General features: G+C 36.2%; 28 protein-coding genes and 1 tRNA gene. 15 read left to right on the top strand and 14 right to left on the bottom strand.

What is annotated here, in order from left to right:
- Window positions 1-372: 372 nt before the first annotated feature.
- Together IQ237_RS01840 and IQ237_RS01845 are read left to right on the top strand one after the other, a co-directional pair.
- Entirely contained in the window at window positions 373-762 is a 390-nt protein-coding gene (locus IQ237_RS01840; protein WP_194051673.1) for a type II toxin-antitoxin system RelE/ParE family toxin, read from the top strand.
- Window positions 749-1,054 carry a helix-turn-helix domain-containing protein gene (locus IQ237_RS01845; protein WP_194051675.1) on the top strand — a complete coding sequence of 102 codons (306 nt, stop codon included), beginning with the start codon at window positions 749-751 and terminating at the stop codon, window positions 1,052-1,054. The genes IQ237_RS01840 and IQ237_RS01845 overlap by 14 nt, the downstream gene beginning before the upstream one ends.
- A gap of 94 nt (window positions 1,055-1,148) precedes the next feature.
- On the opposite strand, the gene IQ237_RS01850 is transcribed toward IQ237_RS01845, so the two are convergent.
- Entirely contained in the window at window positions 1,149-1,370 is a 222-nt protein-coding gene (locus IQ237_RS01850; protein ID WP_194051677.1) for a hypothetical protein, read from the bottom strand.
- A gap of 202 nt (window positions 1,371-1,572) precedes the next feature.
- Between IQ237_RS01850 and IQ237_RS01855 the strand changes: the two genes are divergently transcribed.
- The 6 genes from IQ237_RS01855 to IQ237_RS01880 all read left to right on the top strand — a co-directional run bounded on the left by IQ237_RS01855 (window position 1,573) and on the right by IQ237_RS01880 (window position 6,988).
- Window positions 1,573-3,147, top strand: coding sequence for an endonuclease NucS domain-containing protein (locus tag IQ237_RS01855; RefSeq protein ID WP_194051679.1), 1,575 nt, complete (start codon window positions 1,573-1,575; stop codon window positions 3,145-3,147).
- A complete protein-coding gene (locus tag IQ237_RS01860) occupies window positions 3,148-3,915 on the top strand; it encodes a hypothetical protein (RefSeq protein ID WP_194051681.1) in 768 nt (255 codons plus the stop codon).
- A gap of 466 nt (window positions 3,916-4,381) precedes the next feature.
- Window positions 4,382-5,038, top strand: a complete 657-nt coding sequence (locus IQ237_RS01865; RefSeq protein WP_194051683.1) for a DUF488 family protein — start codon at window positions 4,382-4,384, stop codon at window positions 5,036-5,038.
- A complete protein-coding gene (locus IQ237_RS01870) occupies window positions 5,031-5,501 on the top strand; it encodes a DUF488 family protein (RefSeq protein WP_194051685.1) in 471 nt (156 codons plus the stop codon). Before IQ237_RS01865 ends, IQ237_RS01870 begins: the two co-directional genes overlap by 8 nt.
- A gap of 123 nt (window positions 5,502-5,624) precedes the next feature.
- A complete protein-coding gene (locus IQ237_RS01875) occupies window positions 5,625-6,389 on the top strand; it encodes a hypothetical protein (protein ID WP_194051687.1) in 765 nt (254 codons plus the stop codon).
- Window positions 6,390-6,625: 236 nt separating this feature from the next.
- Window positions 6,626-6,988, top strand: coding sequence for a 2TM domain-containing protein (locus tag IQ237_RS01880; RefSeq protein ID WP_194051689.1), 363 nt, complete (start codon window positions 6,626-6,628; stop codon window positions 6,986-6,988).
- An 88-nt stretch (window positions 6,989-7,076) separates the two neighbouring features.
- Here IQ237_RS01880 and IQ237_RS01885 read toward each other — a convergent pair whose 3' ends face one another.
- The 4 genes from IQ237_RS01885 to IQ237_RS01905 form a co-directional block, all read right to left on the bottom strand.
- Window positions 7,077-7,310, bottom strand: a complete 234-nt coding sequence (locus IQ237_RS01885) for a hypothetical protein (protein ID WP_194051691.1) — start codon at window positions 7,308-7,310, stop codon at window positions 7,077-7,079.
- A 117-nt stretch (window positions 7,311-7,427) separates the two neighbouring features.
- Window positions 7,428-8,300 carry an Rpn family recombination-promoting nuclease/putative transposase gene (locus IQ237_RS01895; protein WP_194051693.1) on the bottom strand — a complete coding sequence of 291 codons (873 nt, stop codon included), beginning with the start codon at window positions 8,298-8,300 and terminating at the stop codon, window positions 7,428-7,430.
- 40 nt (window positions 8,301-8,340) lie between these two features.
- A complete protein-coding gene (gene trpE, locus IQ237_RS01900; protein ID WP_194051694.1) occupies window positions 8,341-9,852 on the bottom strand; it encodes an anthranilate synthase component I in 1,512 nt (503 codons plus the stop codon).
- Between the two features lie 578 nt (window positions 9,853-10,430).
- A complete protein-coding gene (locus IQ237_RS01905; RefSeq protein ID WP_194051696.1) occupies window positions 10,431-10,847 on the bottom strand; it encodes a photosystem I reaction center subunit II PsaD in 417 nt (138 codons plus the stop codon).
- A gap of 283 nt (window positions 10,848-11,130) precedes the next feature.
- On the opposite strand from IQ237_RS01905, the gene IQ237_RS26600 reads away from it, so the two are divergent.
- Window positions 11,131-11,259 (top strand): hypothetical protein, encoded by a 129-nt coding sequence (locus IQ237_RS26600; protein WP_255512612.1) that lies wholly within the window; start codon window positions 11,131-11,133, stop codon window positions 11,257-11,259.
- 597 nt (window positions 11,260-11,856) lie between these two features.
- Here the strand turns inward: IQ237_RS26600 and IQ237_RS01910 are convergent.
- Complete coding sequence (locus IQ237_RS01910) at window positions 11,857-12,387, bottom strand: hypothetical protein (RefSeq protein WP_194051698.1); 531 nt, start codon at window positions 12,385-12,387, stop codon at window positions 11,857-11,859.
- Between the two features lie 127 nt (window positions 12,388-12,514).
- Between IQ237_RS01910 and IQ237_RS01915 the strand changes: the two genes are divergently transcribed.
- From IQ237_RS01915 to IQ237_RS01930, 4 genes are all read left to right on the top strand, one after another.
- The gene (locus IQ237_RS01915; RefSeq protein WP_096570468.1) at window positions 12,515-12,751 is read left to right on the top strand and encodes a DNA-directed RNA polymerase subunit omega; all 237 of its coding nucleotides are present in this window, start codon (window positions 12,515-12,517) and stop codon (window positions 12,749-12,751) included.
- Window positions 12,752-12,817: 66 nt separating this feature from the next.
- Window positions 12,818-13,321 (top strand): hypothetical protein, encoded by a 504-nt coding sequence (locus IQ237_RS01920; RefSeq protein ID WP_194051700.1) that lies wholly within the window; start codon window positions 12,818-12,820, stop codon window positions 13,319-13,321.
- 90 nt (window positions 13,322-13,411) lie between these two features.
- Window positions 13,412-13,777, top strand: a complete 366-nt coding sequence (locus IQ237_RS01925) for a DUF1818 family protein (RefSeq protein WP_194051702.1) — start codon at window positions 13,412-13,414, stop codon at window positions 13,775-13,777.
- A gap of 140 nt (window positions 13,778-13,917) precedes the next feature.
- Window positions 13,918-13,991: transfer RNA gene (locus IQ237_RS01930), tRNA-Pro, on the top strand.
- A 2-nt stretch (window positions 13,992-13,993) separates the two neighbouring features.
- Here IQ237_RS01930 and IQ237_RS01935 read toward each other — a convergent pair.
- The 5 genes from IQ237_RS01935 to IQ237_RS01955 form a co-directional block, all read right to left on the bottom strand.
- Complete coding sequence (locus tag IQ237_RS01935; protein WP_194051704.1) at window positions 13,994-14,566, bottom strand: 5-formyltetrahydrofolate cyclo-ligase; 573 nt, start codon at window positions 14,564-14,566, stop codon at window positions 13,994-13,996.
- Between the two features lie 656 nt (window positions 14,567-15,222).
- On the bottom strand, window positions 15,223-16,167 hold the full coding sequence (locus IQ237_RS01940; protein ID WP_194051706.1) for a GDP-L-fucose synthase: 945 nt from the start codon (window positions 16,165-16,167) through the stop codon (window positions 15,223-15,225).
- A gap of 131 nt (window positions 16,168-16,298) precedes the next feature.
- Window positions 16,299-17,378: a GDP-mannose 4,6-dehydratase gene (gene gmd / locus IQ237_RS01945; protein ID WP_194051708.1), complete on the bottom strand. Its 1,080-nt coding sequence runs from the start codon at window positions 17,376-17,378 to the stop codon at window positions 16,299-16,301.
- A gap of 436 nt (window positions 17,379-17,814) precedes the next feature.
- Window positions 17,815-18,573, bottom strand: a complete 759-nt coding sequence (locus tag IQ237_RS01950; protein ID WP_137666546.1) for a sugar transferase — start codon at window positions 18,571-18,573, stop codon at window positions 17,815-17,817.
- A 112-nt stretch (window positions 18,574-18,685) separates the two neighbouring features.
- Window positions 18,686-19,828 (bottom strand): glycosyltransferase, encoded by a 1,143-nt coding sequence (locus IQ237_RS01955; protein WP_194051710.1) that lies wholly within the window; start codon window positions 19,826-19,828, stop codon window positions 18,686-18,688.
- A 214-nt stretch (window positions 19,829-20,042) separates the two neighbouring features.
- Between IQ237_RS01955 and IQ237_RS01960 the strand changes: the two genes are divergently transcribed.
- Window positions 20,043-20,975 carry an NAD-dependent epimerase/dehydratase family protein gene (locus tag IQ237_RS01960; protein WP_194051712.1) on the top strand — a complete coding sequence of 311 codons (933 nt, stop codon included), beginning with the start codon at window positions 20,043-20,045 and terminating at the stop codon, window positions 20,973-20,975.
- Window positions 20,976-21,047: 72 nt separating this feature from the next.
- On the opposite strand, the gene IQ237_RS01965 is transcribed toward IQ237_RS01960, so the two are convergent.
- From IQ237_RS01965 to IQ237_RS01975, 3 genes are all read right to left on the bottom strand, one after another.
- Window positions 21,048-21,773, bottom strand: coding sequence for a Uma2 family endonuclease (locus tag IQ237_RS01965; protein ID WP_194051714.1), 726 nt, complete (start codon window positions 21,771-21,773; stop codon window positions 21,048-21,050).
- 27 nt (window positions 21,774-21,800) lie between these two features.
- A complete protein-coding gene (gene pgsA, locus IQ237_RS01970; RefSeq protein ID WP_194051715.1) occupies window positions 21,801-22,313 on the bottom strand; it encodes a CDP-diacylglycerol--glycerol-3-phosphate 3-phosphatidyltransferase in 513 nt (170 codons plus the stop codon).
- 142 nt (window positions 22,314-22,455) lie between these two features.
- The gene (locus IQ237_RS01975) at window positions 22,456-23,022 is read right to left on the bottom strand and encodes a Uma2 family endonuclease (protein ID WP_194051718.1); all 567 of its coding nucleotides are present in this window, start codon (window positions 23,020-23,022) and stop codon (window positions 22,456-22,458) included.
- A gap of 333 nt (window positions 23,023-23,355) precedes the next feature.
- Between IQ237_RS01975 and IQ237_RS01980 the strand changes: the two genes are divergently transcribed.
- Window positions 23,356-24,762, top strand: a complete 1,407-nt coding sequence (locus IQ237_RS01980) for an aspartate ammonia-lyase (RefSeq protein ID WP_194051865.1) — start codon at window positions 23,356-23,358, stop codon at window positions 24,760-24,762.
- Window positions 24,763-24,872 lie beyond the last annotated feature (110 nt).

Below are 24,872 nucleotides of genomic sequence, written 5' to 3' on the forward strand. Positions count from 1 at the left end.
GGATTTCCAGGATTTAAGGATTTACAGGATTTAAGAAAGTTGTGATTTGAGCGGGTGGGAAAAATATGTTATCAAAATTATCCTGTTCAATGTAAATACACTTAACAAATACTTGTTTAGATAGGTTAGGTTTAGTATAATTTTACTCAGGTTATTTATAATGATGCTCAGTAAAAAAGATGCTGGTTTATGAATATTGATTGAGGGGCGATCGCACGTTATCTGATTATTGATTTTATCAATTTGTAAGAATCAGGATGTCCAGGATTTAAGGATTTATGGCTAACGCCACGCTGCGCGAACAGGATGTTTGGTTTGATCAAATGCTATTTAAGTTACTTTGATTAATTTGTAAATAAATATGCTATTATCATGAGTAAAGAATATATAATTTATGTTGGTTTAGTTTTTCAATTAGAGTGGTATTTTGATGAAAATGGTGAAAGTGAAGCTCTGGAGTATTTTAATCAAATATCCGAACAACAACAATTAAAATTTTTATTTTTAGTCAAACGAATTGGTGATTTTGGGAAAATAAGTAATAAAGAACAATTTCGCAATGAAGGAGATAAAATTTACGCTTTTAAACCACAACCAGATAGATTTTTATGTTTCTTTTTTACAGGTAAAAAAATTATTGTCACTAATGCTTTTCAGAAAAAAACACAAAAATTACCAAATAATCAGAAAGAAAAAGCTATCAAATATATGAATGATTTTATTCAACGTCATGAGGAAGGAAGATATTATGAAGAAGAATGAACAGTTATCAACTTTTGATAGAATGATGCAAGATAATGATTTTCAAGCTAAGTTTGCATCAGGATATCAGGAGTTTTTGTTATCAGAATTGTTAATTTCTATCATGGAAAATGATTATATTTCTGTTGAACAATTAGCTAAGGAAGTTAATCTTTCTCCTGCTGTTATTCAAGATATTTGTTCTGGAAAGCAAAATGATATTAACTTTAGTAAGTTTTTACAAATAGTTCAATCTTGTGGTTTTCGTCTGGTTTTGGAAAAAGGTGATGAGCGTATTCCTGTAATTTTGTAAAGTTGATTATTGATTTTATCAACTTGTTTGAATCAGGATTTGCAAGATTTGAATTAATGCACTGATAATTACATTCGTATCTATTACGAATCGGTTAGTTTTCATCATTGAGAATTGACTCTAAAATTTCTGGGGTGATTCCATTAGCAATTGCTTGTTGACTTGCTGCTTCCATGATGTCTAAGAGTGGTTTTTCACTGACTGCTTTTTGCAGCATGGTTTTCAAAAACATTTGGATTTTTTGCTGTTTTTCTGCTTCTGCTTCCCGGTACGCTTTGGCAATTTCTGGGTCAACTTGAATGGTAATGTTTTCCATAATGATTTAAGAAGCTATCAATTTACTTTTTTGATTATAACTGTTAGATGTAGGTTGGGTTGACGCAGGGAAAGCCAACAATTTAACATTTTGTCTGAATCAGGATGTCCATGATTTTAGGATTTACAGGATTGAGAAAATTCTCAGTTATGATTTTTTAGTAAACATGGTACTTAATTAAATCAAAAGTGAGTAGATAATCATGGTAAATGAAGCAGGTATTCGTGACTTTTTGATCAATAATTTAGATATGATCGAGCCTGATCTAAAATTTATTGAGAAGGAATTTAGTCTTAAAAATAACCTTGGTGCTGGTGGTCGTATAGACATTTTGGCAAAAGATCAATTTGGAATGTTTGTCATTATTGAAATTAAAAAAAGTGACAAAATCGCTAGGGAAGCTCTACATGAACTTCAAAAGTACATAGCTTTATTTAAACACGAATATGGTCTGGCTGCTAATAAGTGTAGATGTATTTTACTTTCAACTGAATGGCATGAATTACTTGTGCCATTTTCAGAATTTTCCAGAATAGTTGATTATCAAATAGATGGTTATCAACTTATCCTTGATGAACAAGGGATACCTATAGGTAAAAAAGATGTAAATTTAACTTTAGAGGGAGAGGAGAAATTGATCTTCCCACTACACAAGATTTTTTGGTTTAGAACAGTTAGTAAGAGAGATATAGTAATACAAAAGCTAGTAGATATTTTAATGGAACTAGAAATAATAAATTATTATATTTTGATAGTTAATTATAAAGGAAATTACCAAGGAGTAATATACCCTCATGTGATATACTTAGTGTTTGATGTATTTACAACATCAGAAAAAAAGAAAATTCAAAAAAATATGAATATCCGTTGTGATGGTATTGATCATTTTGATGATACCGATCCACAACCTGAACTAGAAGAAGAAGCATTATTTGAAATTACTAATAGGTTAAGAAGTTGGATCGATGATACAGAATTAAGTACATCTGTAAAACTCCAAAATATGATCTCTAATGGTTGGCACATTAGTGAAATCAGGACAAATAATAAATATGTCAATTCGTTAATAAGCGATCAGGAAATACTCGAAAAAATTCTGGGTTTCAATGTTAGCAATTATATGAATTTTATATCAGTTATAACCCCAAGAATTAAACCTATATGGGAATCGAATTTTAGAAAATTACATGATTTTCTATATGGTAAAATTTTGTGGCAAATAGGGACTAAATACTTTTTACAAAAAGTAGAATCTATAAGCATAGAATCTACTATAACTTTAAAAGTTTATTCCGGATCTGATATATTGTATGGACTATATAACTATTTTGGTAGGGGTATTCGTTACTTACCATCTCTTGAGATTATTGCAAAAATTCCAGGAAATACAAATAAAAATCTTATGTTATTAGGATTTTTAGAATGGGATGGAAGAACTTTTCCCACTATTAGTTCAGTTTTTAATAATGAAAAACCTTCTAGAGTTTTTGGTAATCAGCAACTTTTGTTTCAATTAAGAGAAGAAGCATTCTATCAAATGGAAGGTATACTAATGAAAAAACACGGACTTGGATATTCTCTATTTGAAGTAACAATAGAGCAAAATATTCAACCTGTTATTAGGCGTTTAGCAATAGAAGAAGATGATACTATCCATTTATTACCTATAACAGATGAAGTAGGATTTAGTTTAAGAGACTTCCTCATAAATAATCGTAGCTATGTTTACAATTTGTGTGATATTATAAGTTCTTGTTCTCACTTTGGAAGCCAATAGATGATGAAATTTACAGCTAAAAGTTTAATTGCTTTATTTGTAACTAGCTCGGCTCTGTTATTAACGTGCATGAGAAGTGATGCACAGGTTAATATAAAAATATTAACTAGATTAGCAGAAAACTGTCGTAATAGTGTTGGTTCTGAAACATACTATCAACAAATTTTATTAAATTATGATAATCCCACTATTAAGGATGTAGAAAAATGTATTGCATTCAGCTATCATCATTTATTTGTATTATCTCGATTTCCTTGGCTTAATTCCCAGGGAGAAATACTTCCTGGATATCGTAGTTCTATAGTTGTTGCTCGTCTGGTAGAACAGTATAATATAAATAATTATCATTATGTTGGTAATCCTCAATTATTAGACTGTCTTGTTAGTCAGAATGCTTCTAGTAAAGAATGTAGTAAAGTTAGAGATTGGATTGGAAATGGAAAAGTGAGAGATGTGTTTAAAGGAGGACATTATTATTCTAAACTAGATTACTTGGTATATATTTGTCCTACTTGTGTTGTAGCTCATGACGAAGTATCAGGTTCAGGAGAATTAATTTTAAAAGCTTTTATGGAATGGTTTATGAAACTTGATAAATCACAAAGAAGAGAAGTAATTTCTCTTTTAGGAGATGATAATAAATCTCATCAATTAAGAGCATTAATAAATGAGGAATCTAAAGCAGCAGTAAAACAATATCGGGAAACACGCGCAAGAGTTCAGCAGCAGGAACAGGAGCGACGTAGACAAGAATTACTGGGTAATTAGGTTTTTGTAATTTAGTAGTAGTAGGTTGGGTTGACGCAAGCAAACCCAACAACAATCACAAACAATACATAATAGTAATATATAAAAATCTAAAAACCTAAAATGAAATCATGACCACAGAAGCAGAATATCAAGCAGAAATTACCAGCTATAACTGGGATAATTTAATCAAATTATGGTCAGAAATTAAATAAAAAAAGACCTCAAACTTTTGGGATGCAGGTAAAGCACTAGAATATTTAGTATTACGTGCATTTCAACTTGATGGCGCAGAAGTAGTATGGCCTTATAGTGTGTATATAGATGGAGTATATCCTGTAAATCCTCAAATCCTGGATATCCTGATTCAGACAAATTCTACTAATGGTAATTTAACGCAGATGAACGCAGATAGACGCAGATATTTTTTACTATATTTGACAAATATTATGATATAATAATTGATCAAGATTTTAATAAAACCTTTATGAAAACTTTTACTATTGGACATTCCAACCACACCATAGAATCTTTTATTGAACTGTTACAAAAACACGATGTTACCGCTTTAGCTGATGTCCGTTCTAGTCCCTATAGTCGCAGATTTCCTCAGTTTAATCAATCAAATTTAAAAGCAGCATTGAAAACTGTAAATATCGCTTATGTTCCTTTGGGTGATAATTTGGGTGCGCGTCCTAGTGATAGAAGTTGTTATGTTGATGGGATGGCCAGATATGATTTAATTGCTGCAACGGAAGCGTTTAAAATTGGGTTAAATCGTTTAATTCAAGGTTCACAGAAGTTTCAAATTAGTTTAATGTGTGCAGAACAAGATCCTATTGTTTGTCATCGGGCAATTTTGATTTCTCCTCATTTAAAAAATGCAGGTTTGGATATTTACCATATTCATAAAAATGGAGATTTAGAAGCTAATGAAGATTTAGAAAATCGAGTTTTAAAACTACACGATTTATATAAGTTGCTTCCAGAAAATCAAAGTTCTGCAAAACAACTTTCTTTATTTGATATGCAGTCTACCCAAACTATAGAAAAAACTTTTACCCGTGCGGAGTTAGTAGAAAAAGCATATCAATTACAAGGTGAAAAAGTCGCATATACTGAAAATAAGGATGACCATGAATAAGGAAAATCAAGAAGTTAATTTATTTACCATTGGTTTTACTCAAAAAAAAGCGGAACAATTTTTTGAGACTTTGATAAAATCTGGTGTTAAACGAGTGATTGATACCAGATTAAATAATGTTTCTCAACTTGCGGGATTTGCAAAAAAGCAAGATTTAGAATATTTTCTGCGTAAAATTGCAGATATTGAATATGTGCATATTCTTGATTTAGCACCTACTCAAGATATTTTAGATGCTTATAAAAAAAAGCAAATAACTTGGGATGTCTATGAGGAAAAATTCAATCTTTTGATTTCACAGAGACAAATTGAAAAGAAATTATCTATAGATATGATAGATAAAAGTTGTTTGTTGTGTAGTGAACTTAAACCCCATAACTGTCATCGGCGGTTAGTAGCTGAATATTTGCAAGGTAAGTTAGATAGTAAGTTAGATAAAAGTATCAAAATTCATCATCTTTGAGTATATTCCCAGACATGGATATATTTAGGTTTTGTTTAAGCGTTAAGTAGTTTTACTGTTCATTTTTCAAATCTTCTCATTTTACTATTACTGCAACAAGTAAGGTGCAAGTGAGAATATAAGATGTTGACATTTGATATTATCTGTTTAGCAAAATCTACTAAACATGGTGGGATATGTATTGCGGGGATAAAAACCGATGGTTCTGGATGGTTGCGGCCTATTTCTAATCGCAGAAATGGTACTTTATATCCAGAACATTACACAACTAGAGATGGTCAAGAACCGGAATTATTTGATATTATTAGAATTCCGTTTATTAGACATGAACCGCAATATCATCATCCTGAAAATTATCTAATTCATTATAGTTATAAATGGCAGATTTTAGGGAAAGCGAGTTTAGAACAAGTTAAAAATTTAATTAAACCAGAAATTAAACGTAGTTCTTCAGAACCGAAATTATTAGGTAATTTTGATAAACAAATAGGTTATGAAGATTTACAAAATACACCTCTCAAATCTTCCTTAGCTATGATTAATCCAGAGGTGTTAGAATGGGAAATTAGATATAATCATCAAAATAAGAAAGTTTTTAGATGTTTGTTTTCTTTATGTGAAAACTTCTATGATTTACCTATTACCGATCCGGTGTGGATAGAGAAACTGAATGTTTTAGAAGAGGGAATATATTCCTGTGAGGATGTGATTAAAAAATTGGATTTAGTAAATTTTGAACCGGATAAATTTAGATTAACCATTAGTTTAAGTGAACCGTTTCAACCTTATTATCCTAGTGAGTTACAATACTGTTATAAATTAGTTGCTTCCGTCATTAATGTTACAGATATTTCTCACCGTTTAGGATGGGTGAGAATGAAGAATTAAAAATTAAAAATTAAAAAAACTCTGCGTCCTCTGCGGTTCGTTATCAGAAAACCTTCCCAATATTAAGAAAACTGTCTTTAAAAATACTGTATTAACTAATATGTAAAAGATAGAATATGTAACGAAATTGTTTTTAAAAACAACGTCAAATATTTTTTAAGGTTGTATTTCTACCACTTCAGATGTAAATGTCAAATAAATCTCAAAAGTATTTTTTACCCTTTTAGGTATTGGTAATGACTTACAATTCAGAGGAAATGCAGCAAATTTTAGAAGTTGCTTTTAAACGTAAGCAACAGGGAGAATTTACGCGAGAACAAATAATAGAAATCGCTTCAGAGTTAGGGGTTTCTTCGGAATCTCTCATTGCTGCGGAAAATGAATGGTTAAAAAAACAAGTGGAAGTGAAAAAAGAAGAAATGTCTAATCATCAAAAACAGCAAGAGTTTAAATCACATTTCATGGTTTTTTTGATTGTTAACGGGTTTTTGATTTTGTTAAATTTGTTCACTGGTTCTGGTTATTTTTGGGCTATTTTCCCGCTTTTGGGTTGGGGTTTAGGTTTGTTACTGCATTGGATGAATGCTTATAAAAAGTAGGGATTTAGGGGGATTCAAGCATCCCCTAACAACTCACACAAATATTTTGCTCGTTTACGCACTAATTCCCTGGTACTATCATCAATAGTCATACTTGAGCTACTAACATCGCATTAATGTTAGTAAAAATTCGGTCTAACTCGACCATAGCTTCTAGTTCTATAACTTCTTCTGAAGTCAACAAGTCAGCTTTTTTCCTGTCTAAAAGTTCTTCCATTCGGTTCTGGAGTTCATCACTAAATTTAAATAAGTTGAATTGATCTACTTTTTCAACTTTAATTTTACCCAGCAATGTTGAAGGTCTACTAATAGCTTGTATCATCAGTTTAGCTCCAATTTTGACTTTTATGTAATGTCTCCTCATATTCTTTTTCTGGTTCGGAGTCTGGTACTAAACCTGCAACAACTTGAACGGTATAGAATATTAGCTGACAATTTATTACTGATCTATCTCAGACTGTAACCATATTTCCAAATCATGAATATCTGTAAAATCTAAGAATGCTTCTCCTAGTTTTTCTAATTGTTCTATGTTCAAACTATTGATATTTTGAACATCATTAGCACTCAATTTTCCAAACCGCTTCGATACTATTTTTAATAGTAAGTTAATTGCTTCATCTTTTCTACCTTCCTGTCTACCTTCTTGTCTACCTTCCTGTTTACCTTCTTGCTTTGCTTCTTGATATACCCTTGTTTGCTTAATATCACTGACTAAAAACATTGCTTCTATCTCCTGACGGCTTAATTGTGAAAACTTTGACAATAAAACAGTCTCTAATAATTCTATTATACCTTGTTTTTCGTTGTCATCCTCAATTTCTGTTTTGGTTCTTTCCATGAGGTTTTTCACTAATTCTGGTGCTTGTGCTTCTTTACTCACAATTAACTCTATTAACCCCATTCCAATTGAACCTGGTGGTAATTCATCTAAATAAATTCTTTTAATTCTCCCACTGTTAATTAATTCTTGTTGATAAGTTGTTAGTTCTCCTACGTCTAAACTGCGTTTTGCAAATAACGCTATTGCTTGCCAATCTTGTACAGGTTTAAATTGATTGAGATAAATGTTTATTTCTGCTATTAATTCCCAGTAAAAATCAGGTTTCGGGTGAAATTGCACTTCCACAAAATAGATGGGTTTTTCTACATTCTCTGTCATGAAAATCCCATCAAATCTAAATGCTTTTTCTTTCACTTCTACAGAGGTGAATTGATAATCTTGGGCGTTTTCTGTTGGTTCTCCCAGTATTTCAAATAATAAGGTGTGAAAGGTGAGAAATATTTGGTAGAAGATTGTATCTGTGTGCATTGTTTGTTGTTATGAGTGCCTAGTTTTGAACCAACAAAATTTATCTTAAACATCTAATTGCTTCTAATAAACCTCTCGCTTTATTTAATGTTTCCTCATATTCTTTTTCTGGTTCGGAGTCTGCTACTAAACCTGCACCAGCTTGAACAGTAACAATTTGATTATTTAATACCATTGTTCTAATGGCGATCGCACTATTTAATTGTCCTTCAAAGTCATAATATCCATACACCCCAGAATATACTCCTCTGCGGGTTGGTTCTAGTTCGTTAATTATTTCCATTGCGCGAATTTTCGGCGCACCGCTTACTGTTCCCGCAGGAAAACACGCTTTTAATAAATCCCATGCTGTCTTATTTTCTGATAATTTACCAACTACATTACTCACTATGTGCATGACATGAGAGTAAAGTTCAATTACCATTAATTGATCTACTTTAACTGTACCATTTTCACAGACTCTTCCTAAATCATTTCTTCCTAAATCTACTAACATGATATGTTCAGCAACTTCTTTAGGATCTTGTAATAAATCTGCTGCTAAAGTTTCATCTTCTTTTGTGGTTTTTCCTCTCGGTCTTGTGCCGGCAATGGGTCGAACTGTGGCAATTATTCCCCCTTCTTCGTCTCGTTCTGCTTTCACCATTACTTCAGGACTAGAACCGATAATTTGCCAGTTTTGGAAGTTGAAAAACGCCATGTAAGGTGAGGGGTTAATTTGGCGTAGGGAACGATATAAAGCAAAAGGATTGCCTTGATATTCTGTGGATAATCTTTGAGAAATCACAACTTGAAAAATATCGCCGGCTTTAATATATTCCTTGGCTTTTTCTACACTGGCGCAAAATTCTTTTTTAGTGAAATTGCTGGTGTATTCTTCTATTCCTGCTTTGGGTTTATTTTGGGGTGATGTCCAAGGTAATTTAGTATTTTCTGGTGATATGGGTAAGGATAATTTACCTACCATTTCTTGAATGCGATCGCACGCTTTTTGATATGCAGATTCTAAATTTTCATGATTCCTTAAATCAGCGTAGGCGATCGCCCAAATTTTGCGTTTTACCTGATCAAATATCAATAAATGATCTACTTGCATCCATAACCCATCAGGGAGATTACGCTCATCCTGGGCATGAATTGGTACACGGGGTTCAATCCAATTGATTAACTCATAGCCCCAAAATCCAAATAAACCGCCAATTCCTGAAGGTAGCTGTGGTAATTTTACGGGGTGATAAGGTGCTAAACATTCCGCTAACACATTAAACGGATCACCTGTAAAAACTTGTTGTGAACCATCTCTATAAGTTTGAGTAGTTTGATCTCCTCTGGCTTCCAAAGTCCAAAGCGGATCACAACCTAATAAACTATATCTGCCTACTTTTTCACCACCTTCCACCGACTCTAGCAAAAAGCTGTAAGGTTGATCTGCACAAACCTTGTACCAAGCGGAAACCGGAGTATCTAGATCAGCAACCCATTCTTGATAAACAGGGACAAAATTACCTTGTTGAGCGAGCTTTGTAAATTGTTGGAAGTCGGGGAAAATCATAAATGCAGAGGTGACAGGTGACAGGTGACAGTAATAAGAAAATAGGAGTTTATGAGTATGGCGATCGCCAAGTTATGTTATCAGAATATAGAAATTAAGAATATAGAGCTTGTCCTAAGTTGACCATTTTATAGACAATAATATACTTATGTTGACAAAAATGGACATAAGTTAGCTCAGAAAAATGCCAACTTGATATATAATCCTCAGATATCAAGTATTGAATCAGACTATTACCGACGCGAAAACCAAGCATTGATAGTGATAGTCTGTTTCCAAATCTTAACCTGAGAAAGTCGCGTTGGGCTACAGCGTGCAAGTCTACTGAGGGATAACCGCTCCCATGCTCCCGTTGAAGTAGAAAGTAAAGTCTAGCTTTGTCTAGGTTTTATATAGCAGATTTATAACCGTAGACAGAGTAGTTAGGATATCAATGAATCATGAAACTCTCACCCCAATAGGGTTTGACTCCTGACTCCTGCTATAGAATACAGGAATTATAGACGTGAATAATGGGTAATTAGCAAAGGTTTTTCCCATTACCAATTACCCATTACCGTTTACCTAGTACCTAGACCTTATGCGTCGTGGGTAGCTTTACCACTGAACTTGAGTTGTGCAGGACTGGGGTTTTCACCAATTCTGCGGGGTACGTGGCGCACCATTTGACGACCAGCATTTACCTTTTCAGGGAAGACACCATCAGCAGGGTGAATGAAAGTGGTTTCACCGCTTGGTAAAATCCGGTAAATTTTGTAGTCAGTGATTTTGAATTTGCGAAGTTGAGCGCCTAAAGCGATGCCATACTCCTTGCGAGCCAAATACAGCAAGTTTTCGCCTTTACGCATTGTAGCCGCGCCACCAGTGGGCATTTCAAACACTTTTTCCTCTTTAGCAGTCCAGGTGATAGCGTACTTTTCTTCTACTTCTGCTTTTTTGAGTAGACCGCCAGTGCTACCGCCGAAGAGGGGAGTTTGTCCAGTTAGAGTTGCCATAAGGTTAAGGTTTTCTCTCAACGTTTTTAGGGCATACTAACACCGTAACCCACCTTATGTTGCGATCGCGTTATAGACTGTAACAGTTTTTAGGAAATGGGTGATTGGGGACTGGTGACTGGGAAAAATCTTTTCCTCCCCATCACCCCATCTGAATTGATGCAACTTTTGTCGCTGTGGTCTAGTTAGTTTGGCAACGCGGACAAATGATTTGACAATTTAACAGAATATTGTCACAAAAAATCAAAACTATTGAAACCCTGCTGTAACAGCGAAACTAAAAATGGAGGTTATTCAAAGTTTATTAGAAGCAGGCGATCGCACTACCTATGCTCAAAGACTCAAAGAAGCAGCAGTAAAACTGGGTAAATCAATGCGAACAGGAAGGCTTAGTTGGTCTGACGCAAACTGAGCGGGTTGATAAGGATAAGCACCGAGTTGATGAAAACTGGCAGGAGTTTATTCTGCTATATAAAACCTAGACAAAGCTAGACTTTACTTTCTACTTCAACGGGAGCATGGGAGCGGTTATCCCTCTGTAGACCTTCACGCTATAGCCCAACGCGATTGTGTTCCAATTAAGTTTCTGAAAAAGACTACCACCATCATTGCTTGGTTTTCGCGTCGGCAATAGTCTCAATTCAATACTTGATATCACCGTATTATATATCAAGTAGTTGATTTTTTCCGGAAAATATATTGATTTTTGTCAATATAAGTATAGTTTTGTCTATGAAATTGTCAACTTAGGACAAGCTCAATACTTAGGGTTTGCTGAAAAAGTTATCTGTGAACGACCAGTGACAGGAGACAGGTGACAGGAGACAGGTGACAGTTTCAAGAGTTGGATAGAAACGATTTTTTCTTTAAGTAGGAATTAAGTGCAAGGTTTTTCATTTGCCACCTCATAAAAGCTTGCACTTTTTGAAAATCAAAATAGCTAAAACCCTTTACATATAAAACTTTCAGATTTATTCAGCAACACTTAATTATCAATAATTATCAATTCTTAATTCTCAATTGGTAAACCAAACTTACTTTGATTGGTCATTTGGATATTACATAGGTCTGGATTTAAATCCAGTTTACAGGTGTAAGTTGCTAACATTTCTTTTTGATAATTGAAAACGCGGATGTTATAACCCAAGTTACGAGTATAATTACCCAGACTATGCACAAATCGGTAGCGTTCTAGATAATCTAATAAACTCCAAATTTGCTGATTTACGATCAAGTCTACACGGGCTGATTCATTTTCAGACGCTGGATATGCTATCCAGTTATCTAAAAGTTTATTTTCAGAGATTTCCTTAGCCCACCACAAACTAGGGATGGTTAAACTTTTGGAGTTAATAGTGTTAGCTGTGATGACAGAACCTTGGGGAGTAGTCAATAAATTTAGTTCTAGTGGTGCATCGGAAGGGCGCGGTATATTTCCCGCTTGTGAGGGTCGGATGGATAAACTCAAAAAAGTAGTCAGACTCGCGCTGAGTATGAGTAACAGAGATTTTTGGGAAGTGATAAAATTCTTTTTAGACATAAGTACAGATCAAAAATTTTGTGTTATTTATGTGTTATTTATGTGTTATTTATAATATATACAATTCCAATTTCTCAGTTTCTTTTGGTACTGCTAAACTGGTTGAGAATCCTAACAAACACAAATTATGCTCAAGCGTTCCAAGTTCGAGACAACCCAATCTCAAATTATGCACCGTGCCGAGGATCTGATTAGCGCCGCTTCAAATCGCTATCGGATTACTGTGCAAGTAGCTAATCGTGCCAAGCGTCGGCGTTACGAAGATTTTGAAAATAATGAAGATAGCATGATGAAACCTGTACTTAGAGCCATTATTGAGATGTCTGATGAACTAACTCAGCCGGAAATTATCGGCGATTTGTAATTTACATGATGCTGGGAATAGGTCATTAGTTCCCTATTCCCAGTTTTTTTATCGTAAAATCAATCAATGAAAAAGAAAAAACTTTTATTTTTGCGGTTTCAATCAGGACTGATAATTACAGTAATAACTCTGAGTTTATTGATTTTCGGTTCAGGAAACTTCGATTTTCTGAGCATCTCACCTGCTGTAGCCCAGAGAATCAGCCCTAGTGATATTTGGCAGTTAGTGTATCACCAATTACCCGACCTGTCAAAAGAAAATCAATATATCAGTAAAGAAACTGGCAAGGTGGCTGAAAATAACACCTTAGCTAGTCGGTTGATTCGTTATCACATTTATGTAAAAGGTAGAGTGCCTATATATCGTTTCGATTGGAAACTAACTTTAGCTGACTATTTGAATGCAAATGAAGTTATATATGAAGCTTCCTATCCGGGTAATGATTCCTTAAAGCAAAATCCATTAGAGGGCGATCGCACTGCTATAGCTAAACTCACCCGCAACCAACGTAATAAGCTAGTACAAGTCCTGGTTAATATTTTTAATACTCCATCATCAGGTGACAGGTGACAGTTGACAGGTGACAGTGAAGAAAGCAGGGAGCAGGGAGCAGGGGGAGAAGGTTGTTACCAATGCCCAATGCCTAATGACTAATAACTAATGGAAAAAGTAATTAAAAGCGGAACTGGTTGGCGTATAGGTTGGAATCCAGGCGGACAAGAATTTAAAGGCTTGGTTGGTACAGATAATTGGGCGGTTGAATTAACCGAAGTTGAATTAGATGATTTTTGTCGCTTATTAAATAAGCTTGCAGATACGATGAAGCATTTAGCGACAGAATTAATGGATGAAGAAAAAATTGCCTGTGAATCCGAAAGTGATTTATTATGGATGGAGGTAGAAGGTTATCCCCACTCCTATAGTTTGCGCTTTATCCTCAACACCGGGCGATGTGCAGAAGGACAATGGGATGCTCATGCTGTACCTGGTTTGGTGGCAGCAGCGGCAATGCTGAAAGTTTTTTGAAAAAACCCTTGCTTTTTCCTTCGACTTTTGATATATTTAGAAAAGTGACTTAATAAAAGTTAGATTCACAATCTAGATTTACAAATTTGGAAAAATCCCTAATCCAAAATCTAAAATCAAGAATCTAAAAGTTAAGTTAACGGGGCGTAGCGCAGCTTGGTAGCGCGCCACTTTGGGGTAGTGGAGGTCGTGGGTTCGAATCCCGCCGCTCCGATTTCATCGGATACAAATTTGTGATTCAGTAATAATACCTTGTAAACATTTATCCCAATTATCAAAAGGGAGTTGATGGAAATAAGCAAAATCAAAAACTACGCCTATGGTGGGTATTTTAGACCAAACAGGAGAACTCAACAAACGGTCATAATATCCACCACCATAACCTAAACGGTATCCTTGGCGATCGCAAGCTACACTAGGAACAAGAATTAAATCGACTTCTGTAGGATCTATAGTTGGTGCTTCTGGGTGTGGTTCAGTAATGCCATAATTACCGATTTGCAGTATATCATCTGGTTGCCACAAATGCCAGGATAGAGACTTACCAACACAACGGGGAAAACCCCAACGACGCTGCGAGTCGGTAAACAGTGGACTTAAATCAGGTTCTTGACGAAAGCTGAAATAGGCCAGGATAGTAGTTGCTTGGCTAAATAAAGGCGAATTTTGCAGTTGTGAAGAAATGCGATCGCTCTTTTTTTGCCAGTCTTGAACAGTCATAGATTGACGTTTTCTTAGCAAACTACGTCGAATTTCTGTTTTGTTTAGCTGTGAATCAATGTTTAGCAATGTGCGAACAGGTGAATTGATAATTGATAATTGATAATTGATAATTGGGGGTTGCTGAGAAAGTCTTTCCGTGAAGACAGGGAACAGGGAACAGGGAACAGTTTCAGCTATCTGTCATCCCCAAATTTTTGGGTTTGCGATCCCCAAAATGCACGGTTTTTCAGGTATACCCTTCAAAACCCTTGCACTTTTTTCCTCTTTATCAACCTGTAACCCTTGATATATCTGGGTTTTACATTTATTCAGCAAGCCCTAATTGTTTCATTCAAGGGTAATTGTCCATTGTTAATTGTCAATTGTCAATTGCTGCTATATAAAACCTAGACAAAGCTAGACTTTACTTTCTACTTCAACGGGAGCATGGGAGCGGTTATCCCTCTGTAGACTTTCACGCTGTAGCCCAACGCGATTGTGTTCCAATTAAGTTTCTGAAAAAGACTACCACCATCATTACTTGGTTTTCGCGTCGGCAATAGTCTCAATTTAATACTTGATATCACCGTATTATATATCAAGTAGTTGATTTTTTCCTGAAAATATATTGATTTTTGTCAATATAAGTATAGTTTTGTCTATGAAATTGTCAACTTAGGACAAGCTCTTTGATGGCATTCCCAGTCAGAGACTGGGAACGAGATAAAATGCTAGGTTTTTACCTATGCAGCGTTTTGACGATACCACTCAATGGTATTTTTTAGCCCTTCTTCAAAGCTGACTTGAGCAGTGAAACCAAACGCTTCCTTAGCTTTTTCCGTATCTAAACAACGTCTTGGTTGTCCGTTGGGTTTGTCAGTTTCCCAAACAATCTCCCCTTCATACTCCATTAACTCACAAATCAGATTAATCAAATCTTTAATAGAGATTTCATAACCTGTACCCAAGTTAACAGGATCAGACTCATTGTAGAACTGAGTACCCATGACAATACCCCGCGCTGCATCTGTAGAATACAAAAACTCACGGGTAGGAGAACCATCACCCCAAACAGGAAGTTGTTTTTCTCCCTTGGTTTGCGCTTCGTGAACTTTGCGGATCAAAGCTGGAATAACATGAGAACTTCTAGGATCAAAATTATCTTCAGGACCATATAAGTTCACCGGGAGTAGGTAAATACCATTAAACCCATACTGCTGACGGTAAGATTGCAGTTGGACTAAAAGCGCCTTCTTAGCTACTCCATAGGGGGCGTTGGTTTCTTCTGGATAACCATTCCACAGGTCTTCTTCTTTAAAAGGAACTGGGGTAAATTTAGGATAAGCGCAGATAGTACCCACACAAACGAACTTTTCTAAACCTGCTTGATAGGCCGCATGAATTAGCTGAGTACCCATGATCAAGTTATCGTAAAATAACTCACCTGGTTTTTCGCGGTTGAGGCCAATTCCACCGACATGAGCAGCTAAGTGAATAATAATATCCTGTTGATTCACTGCACGTTGGCAATTTTCCCAAACTCGTAAATCACAATCACGCGATCGCGTTACTGTAATTTTCTCACGGTCAGCCCCAGCTTGACACAATTGATCAATTACTTGACGGCCAAGAAAACCTGCACCACCAGTAACAAGAATGCGTTTATTTGTTAAATTTAAAGCAGTCATTCGATTTTGGATTTTAGATTTTGGAATAAACAGGGGTTTAGGACTCAGGAGTTCAGAAGTTCAGGATTTCAGAAAAAATATTCCCCAGTCACCTGTCACCTGTCACCTGTCACCTGTCACCTGTCACCTAATTAAAAATGCAGAGATCCTAATTCTTGACGGATAGTAGCAATATCTTGGTGTTGTTGTGAACCATTGCTATTAGGAGAAGTATGACCAAGGGCTTGTAAGTCAGCTTCTACCATTAAAGAAACAAGTTCTTTGAAGGTTACAGAAGGTTTCCAACCTAACTTTTGTTGTGCTTTGGTAGGATCACCAATTAATAAATCTACTTCTGCTGGTCTGAGATAGCGTTGATCAAATTCAACATAATCTTGCCAGTTGAGATTAACATAACCAAATGCTAATTCCAAAAATTCCCGTACTGAGTGAGTTTCCCCTGTAGCAATAACGTAATCATCGGGATGATCTTGTTGCAACATCAGCCACATTGCTCTAACGTAATCTTTGGCATAACCCCAATCACGTTTAGCATCTAAATTACCCATATATAAGACTTTTTGCTTATCAGCGACAATACGGGCAACGGCTCTAGTGATTTTTCTGGTAACAAATGTTTCACCCCGGCGAGGTGATTCATGGTTAAAAAGAATACCGTTGCAAGCAAACAAGTTATAAGATTCTCGATAATTTACAGTTTGCCAGTGAGCATAAACTTTTGCACAAGCGTAGGGACTGCGGGGATAAAAAGGTGTTGTTTCACTTTGGGGGACTGCTTGCACCAAACCATACATTTCTGAAGAACCGGCTTGATAGAATCGTACTTGAATCCCTGTGCGGTGTTGGTAGTCGCGGATGGCTTCTAATAAACGAAGAGTTCCCATCCCTACAGCATCTACTGTATATTCAGGAGAATCAAAACTAACTCTAACGTGAGATTGAGCGCCTAAATTATAAATTTCTGTGGGTTTAACTTCTTCTAAAATGCGGCGCAGGGTAGTACCATCAGTTAAATCGCCGTAGTGTAGAAATAATCTTACACCTTCTTTATGTGGATCTTCGTAAATGTGATCAATGCGATCTGTGTTAAAGGTGGAGGTGCGGCGGATAATTCCGTGAACTTCATAACCTTGTTCTAGTAAAAATTCGCTTAAGTAAGAACCATCTTGACCTGTGATACCAGTAATCAACGCCCGTTTTTTTTCTGTCATGCCCAATTATCTCTTGTTGTTGAAGTTGTAAAATTTACAGGCAATACTAGATAAATTAGCAACTCATTGCTAAAATTGCCTGATTTTAAACATACAAGTCTTAGTTGCTATTAAAGATCAAATGTCAACTACTGTACTAAACAAAAACCATTTTAACAAGTTAGGTTTCCATTATCTATAAAAACAAAGCGGTTAAGTTTGTCTGCCAAGATCCAAAACTTGACCTCAAGGGGTTTCAGGCTTTTTTCTAATAATTTTTCTGAGATTTGCAAAAACCAAATAAACTATAGATTTATATGAAGAATTAATCAAGTTAACAATAAAAGTTGTAGCATTTTTTGATTAAGCCAGTGGTTTTGGCTGCTGAACTGCTAAGGTGCGGGGCTTGGCATTAGCCATACTCCTGATAGGGGAGTGTGGCGTTAGCCATAGGGCGTTAATAAGCCCCGTTATTTTTAGGCATGATTACCACATTAATGGTTTTCAAGATGATCCATAAATCTAGCCAAAAATTTCTGAATTTAACATAGTGTAGGTCTATTTGGACTCGCCGGGGGTAAGGTATATCATTACGTCCAGATACTTGCCATAATCCAGTAATGCCTGGACGAATGGTTAAAACTTCATTAATGTGAGAGCCATATTTGGACAATTCTTCCGCTACTAGGGGGCGGGGTCCGACTACACTCATATCCCCTTTTAAAACGTTCCAAAATTGGGGAAATTCATCTAAGCTGGTAATTCGCAGTAAGTGACCAATTTTGGTAATCCGGGGGTCTTTTTTCAGTTTAAAAGTGCTGGTAAATTCTTGACGTAACTCTGGGGAAGTTTCCATCATTTGGGCGAGTATTTCATCCGCATTTGTTACCATTGTGCGGAATTTGATACATTTAAAGGGACGATAGTTTTTACCAACTCGTTCTTGGATATAAAAAATCGGACCTTGTGAGCTTACAGCAATCAGTAAGGCCAAGATTATGTATATCGGGAAAAACAAAATCAAAACCGACAAAGAAAATGCAATATCGAACAGTCGTTTGGCTAACTCTCCGTTTAAACCCTGATCAGATAAACCTCTGGGTTTGATCTTGGGCGGTTTTGATTTTTGACCACGTTTGACTAAAGTATGCGTCGAGGCATTAGCATCTTTACGTGGGTATCGCTTGCCGGAGAGAAGTGAACTCTGGGCAGTCATCATACTCCTTAATAATCCACACCACACATAGTCCCAATCTTAAAGCTAAAAGGCAGTGATTCTGGGGGGAAATTCCCAAAAGCCTAGAAAATAAATACAAAAATCCTGAATATTATTTCAGGGAAGGTCTTTTTTCTTGACACTGATTCAGGAAATCTAGATAACGATCTGCAAAAACCTGTCTCGAAAACTGACTAGCGTGTAATTTTATATACTCAGATTTTAAAAAATCCTGATAGACTTCAAACTTTTCTACGGCCTCCACCAAAGCTGCTACTGTTTGTTCTTTAAAGAATATACCTGTTCCGGTGTCCATACAAGTGCGAATATCTCGCACGGTTTCTAAAGCACCACCTGCACCATAAGCAATAACAGGAGTACCACAAGCTTGTGCTTCTACTAAGGCAATGCCAAAATCTTCACAAGCTGCATAAACAAACGCTTTAGCACGAGCCATATAGGTTTTTACCATATCCTCAGGTTGCCATCCGAGTATTTGGATATGAGGACTGGCGATCGCTTGCAGATGTTTCATTTGCGGTCCTGTACCAATCACCACCAATGGTCGTTTGAGTTGATTAAAAGCCTGAACAATCAAGGATACTTGTTTGTAGCTGACTAATCGGGAAACGATCAGATAAAAATCCTCTTTTTCAGCGCAGAAGGGCAAGTTTTCGATGTTTACTGGTGGGTAAATGACTTTTGCTTCTCGGCGATAGCAACGCCAAATCCTGCGGGCTGTATGCTGGGAGTTGGCGATGAAGTAGTCAACCCGGTTGGCACTCAATACATCCCATTGACGTAAGCTATGCAATAAGTATTTTGTGATCCATCCAATTCCACCTTTTCCTAGTTTGCTTTGGTTGAGATAATCAAAGGTCAAGTCCCAAGCATAACGCATTGGACTATGGCAATAACAAATGTGCAGTTGATCTGGAGTGGTGAGGACTCCTTTGGCTACTGCATGGGATGAAGATAAAATTACCTCATATTGACGCAAATCTAATTGCTCGATGGCCAATGGTAACAAGGGTAAATATTTTTGTACCCCTTGACGGGCTAGGGGTAAATGTTGCAAAAAGGTTTTACCTATCTGACGCTGGTAGAGATAACTTTCTGGGTTGGTAGATTCAAAATCTATTAAGGCATATAAATCAGCATCTACATGATTTAATATTTCCTTGACTACGAGTTCTGAACCGCCTGTGGCTTTGGGTGTTAGCCACTCATGAACTAAAGCATATTTTGAAGACATGAGTTCAATTAAAAATTAAAAATTAAAAATTAAAAATGGGTAATTGGTAATTGGTAATTGGTAATTGGTAATTGGTAATTGGTAAGAATAAACTTTTGCCTCTTGCCTATTGCCTCTTGCCTTTTTACTGTCACCTGTCACCTATCACCTATAACCTGATAATCTCAACAATAGGGGTGTTTTGTCACCTGTGTTTATAAGGATTTGGGATTTTATGCGTATTCTGGTTATTGGTGGGACTCGGTTTATCGGTGTCTACTTGACTCAACTGCTGGTAAAAGCTGGCCATGAGGTGGTTTTGTTTAATCGTGGTAATCATCCCGCACCTGATGGTGTAGGACAGATTATAGGCGATCGCACTGACCCAACTCAGTTAAAGGATAAGTTATCACAGGAAAGTTTTGATGTCATTTTTGACAATAATGGTCGGGAACTTGCTGATACTCAACCTTTGGCGGAAATTTTCAACGGACGGGTCAAACATTTTGTTTATATGAGTTCGGCGGGGGTATATTTAAAGTCTGATCAAATGCCCCATATTGAAGGTGATGCTGTTGATCCGAAAAGTCGTCACAAGGGTAAGCACGAAACGGAAGCGTTTTTACAACAGTTAGGCATTCCTTTTACTTCCATTCGTCCAACTTATATTTACGGACCACAAAATTATAATCCTTTGGAAAGTTGGTTTTTTGATAGAATTGTCCGCGATCGCCCTATTCCTATTCCGGGAAATGGGATGCACATTACTCAATTAGGTCATGTTAAAGATTTAGCTCAGGCAATGTTACAGGTGATTGGTAATGAAAAAGCCATTGGTGAGATTTATAATGTGTCAGGCGATCGCTTTGTCACTTTCGATGGTTTAGCCCGTGCTTGTGCGATCGCTGCTGGTAAGTCTGCCGCTGATCTTAAAATAGTACATTACGATCCCAAAAAGTTTGATTTTGGCAAACGTAAAGCTTTCCCCATGCGAGTACAACACTTTTTCGCATCAGTAAATAAAGCCATCACTGAATTAAATTGGCAACCAGAATATGATTTAATTTCTGGTTTAAAAGATTCTTTAAACAATGATTATTTAGCCACTGGACAAGATAAAACAGAAGTTGATTTTTCTGTCGATGATGAAATTCTAAAAGCTGTTTAATTAGGTAATGTGTAATGGGTAATGGGTAATCAATTTCATTTTTACCAATTACCAATTACCAATCACCTTTAATTACAAATCATCAGGATTAATTCCCAATTCTCGCAACTTCGCCGCTAATTTATCAGCCCGTTGTCTTTCCTTTTCCACAGGGGTAAGAACCCAATTTCCTGCACTATCATACCAGCGTAACCATAAACGTTCAATCCCTTCAAAACTACCTTGCCAAAGTCCCACACCTAACTCTATTCCTGGCATCCAAATTTTACCAGAACTCACATCTATTTCTTCATAGCGATCCGCCACTAATTGAAATGCTTGTAATTTATCAGTGTACCGATCAAAAATAATATAGTAAGGCACTCTGACAATTTTTTCATATACTTCCCATTTCGTAGGCGGTTGGTTCACTTCTCTCAAAGTTCTACCTAAATCTTCCTTTTCTGTTTTGGGTGACAATAATTCTACCATCACTAAAGGGGCAATTATTTCTTGCCACATTACATAACTTAAACGTAATTCTCGCTGATCAAATAAACGAGAAACACCAACCACCGCAAACCAATCTGGACGTTTATACCATAATGGATTACGAGTATCATAATAAAGATTTAAGTCACTGGCAACAAATACCTGATCTGGGGGATAATTAGGAGGTGAAAAGGTATCTGTTAAAAGTCTCGGTTGTAAAAGATGAAATTCGTCTGGCAACCCTGCATCCTCCACGTATTCACTAGGAAGATCATACATGGTAGGGAGGGTTTCTTGAGCAGGAATAGGTGGTTCTGTTTGGTACATAATCATTTATCCTTTATTTGTTCTTGTTTAGTGTTCTTGTTTGGCTGGTAATAAATAAATTATTCCCGAAATTACTGTTAAGATGACAGATAACCAAAAGGTAATTAAAGCCGGAATTTGCCAAATTTCTGATAATGGTGCTATGAGTAATGCTATGGCGATTATTTGACTTACTGTTTTCAGTTTACCCCAAATATTTGCCCCGCTAATGCTTGTTTGATTAACTCGCCATCCCGCTATGGCTAATTCTCGTGCTAAAATTATAAATACTCCCCATCCTGGGATTTTTCCTAATTCTACTAATACTAATAATGGTGCTAGTACCAAGAGTTTATCTACTAATGGATCTAGAAATTTTCCTAAGTCTGTAATTTGGTTAAGTTTTCTGGCTAAATATCCATCTAACCAGTCTGTTAATGCTGCTATTAAAAATATGGTTAAGCATATCCATTTGGCTTGGGGTGTGGGAATATATAAGCCATATAATAAAAATGGTATTCCTATTAGTCGGGAAAAGGTGATTGTGTTTGGTATGTTCATGATTTTTAAAGTTTGTTATTTTTCGGGTTTTTCGTTTTATTACAGGTTTTTTATTAACGTTCGCGTAGCGTGCCGTTAGGCATACCGCAAAGTACGCAAAGAACACAAAGAGGTTTTATAAGAAGTCGGTAATATTTTTGATCTATTTTAATTTTAAGCATTCAAATAATTCTCCTAATGTTAAATGTAATTCTTTCATTATTTCGGGAACTGGTAATATGTCTGTTTCATTTTCTAAATAAATTGGTTGTTGGTTTTGGGGATAAATTATGATATTATATTCTTCGGGAATAATTAACCAACCTAAGCTAGTACCATGATTTAAACAATGTAAAATATTTTTGGTAGGTTTGGCTATACTTTGTTCTGGAGAAAGAATTTCAATTGTCCAGTCTGGATGGGTATTAAAAGCATTTTCAATGTTACCTTTTTCATCTACGGGTATTCGATCCCATGCAAATACCGCTATGTCAGGAACTATGGAACGTCCCCCAAATGTACATCTTAACTCTGGAAATGCTAAAGCAATTTTAGCATCTTCAACTACATTGTTAATCGCATTAACTGTTTTCCCTTGTAATCTGCTATGTTTACCTTGTGGCATTGGTTTTTGAATTATTTCTCCGTTAATATATTCGCTTGCAGGTTTGGTTTCTGGTAGTTGTAAAAATTCTGCTAAAGTTAATTTACAGGTGGGTGTTGTTACCATAATATTTTTACCTCCCAGGATTTATTTTTTAGTATACTCTAGTGATGAAATTACTATATAAAAAATACTGAATTTGACAAGAATAAAAAACAGATATTCCCACATCCGCGTTTATCTGCGTCCATCTGCGTTAAAATAAACGTTCAATTAAAATTATTACCTATTCTCAATCAATCCAAAATAAAATAGTAAGCATTCAGCTATCAACTATCAAACATTCTGACTCCTGACTCCTGACTCCTGACTCCTGAATTTTTGCATAAAACATTGCTAAATTGGACGTTTAGCATCCTCACATGGGATGATTTGTATTTTCAGATCATCTCATCCAAAATTATGACTAATACAGATTTTCGCATTGAACGGGACTCGATGGGCGATCGCCAAATTCCCAATCACGTCTATTATGGTATTCAAACTCAACGCGCTGTTGAAAATTTCCCTATCAGTGGTTTACAACCTTTACCCACCTACGTTAACGCAGGTTTATATATCAAAAAAGCTACCGCTATCGTCAACGGTGAATTAAATTGTATTCCCGCAGATATTAGCAAAGCTATTATTCAAGCAGTTGATGAAATTTTAGCAGGTAAACTCCGTGATCAGTTTGTTGTTGATGTTTACCAAGCAGGTGCAGGTACATCTCACCACATGAACATTAATGAAGTTCTCGCAAACCGTGCTTTAGAAATTTTGGGAGATGAAAAGGGTAACTATAAACGAGTTAGTCCTAATGATCATGTCAACTACGGACAGTCTACCAATGATGTCATCCCTACCGCTATCCGTATCGGTGGTTTATTAGCACTTTCCCAAACTCTACACCCTGCTTTAGAAACTGCAATTTCTACTCTAGAAGCTAAAGCGGTGGAATTTCACGATATCGTTAAATCAGGAAGAACTCATTTACAGGATGCTGTACCCGTGCGTTTGGGTGAAAACTTCCGCGCTTGGGCGCATATTCTCAGCGAACATCAAAACCGATTATACACCGCTTCCGGTGATTTAATGGTTCTGGGTTTGGGGGGAAGTGCAGCCGGTACAGGAATGAATACCCACCCAGAATATCGTAAACGGGTAATAGAGACGCTTTCCCAACTATTAGAAATACCCTTAGAACCTGCACCCCATCTCATGGCCGCGATGCAAAGTATGGGTGCGTTTGTGAATGTTTCCGGTGCGGTGCGAAATTTAGCACAGGATCTAGTTAAAATCTCCCATGACCTGCGTTTAATGGACTCTGGACCCAAAACCGGGTTTAAGGAAATTCAACTACCTCCAGTGCAACCGGGATCTTCTATTATGCCAGGTAAGTATAACCCGGTAATGGCAGAGATGACATCAATGGTATGTTTTCAGGTGATGGGATATGATAGCGCGATCGCTCTTGCAGCACAAGCAGGACAATTAGAATTAAATGTGATGATGCCTTTAATTGCCTATAATTTAATTCACAGCATTGAAATTTTAGGTAATACAATTGGGGCATTAACTAACAGTTGTATTCAAGGAATTACCGCGAACAAAGAAAGATGTTTGGGTTATGCTGAGGGTAGTTTGGCTTTAGTTACTGCTTTAAATACTCACATTGGTTATCTTAATGCTGCTGCTGTCGCTAAGGAGTCTTTGGAAACAGGAAAATCTCTGCGGCAAATTGTTCTGGAAAAGGGTTTAATGACTGAGGAAGAATTAGCTTCTGTTTTAGATTTAGAACAAATGAGTGCGATTATACCTTTATAACCAGGTATGGGTTCAATACTGTTCGGTTAAGGATTTTTGTAAGTTGGGTTTACCGTGTAAAAACCCAACCAACCCTTGTAAATGTTGGGTTTCGTTCCATTGCTTCGCAA

The organism is Sphaerospermopsis sp. LEGE 08334 (assembly GCF_015207205.1).
Lineage (GTDB): Bacteria > Cyanobacteriota > Cyanobacteriia > Cyanobacteriales > Nostocaceae > Sphaerospermopsis.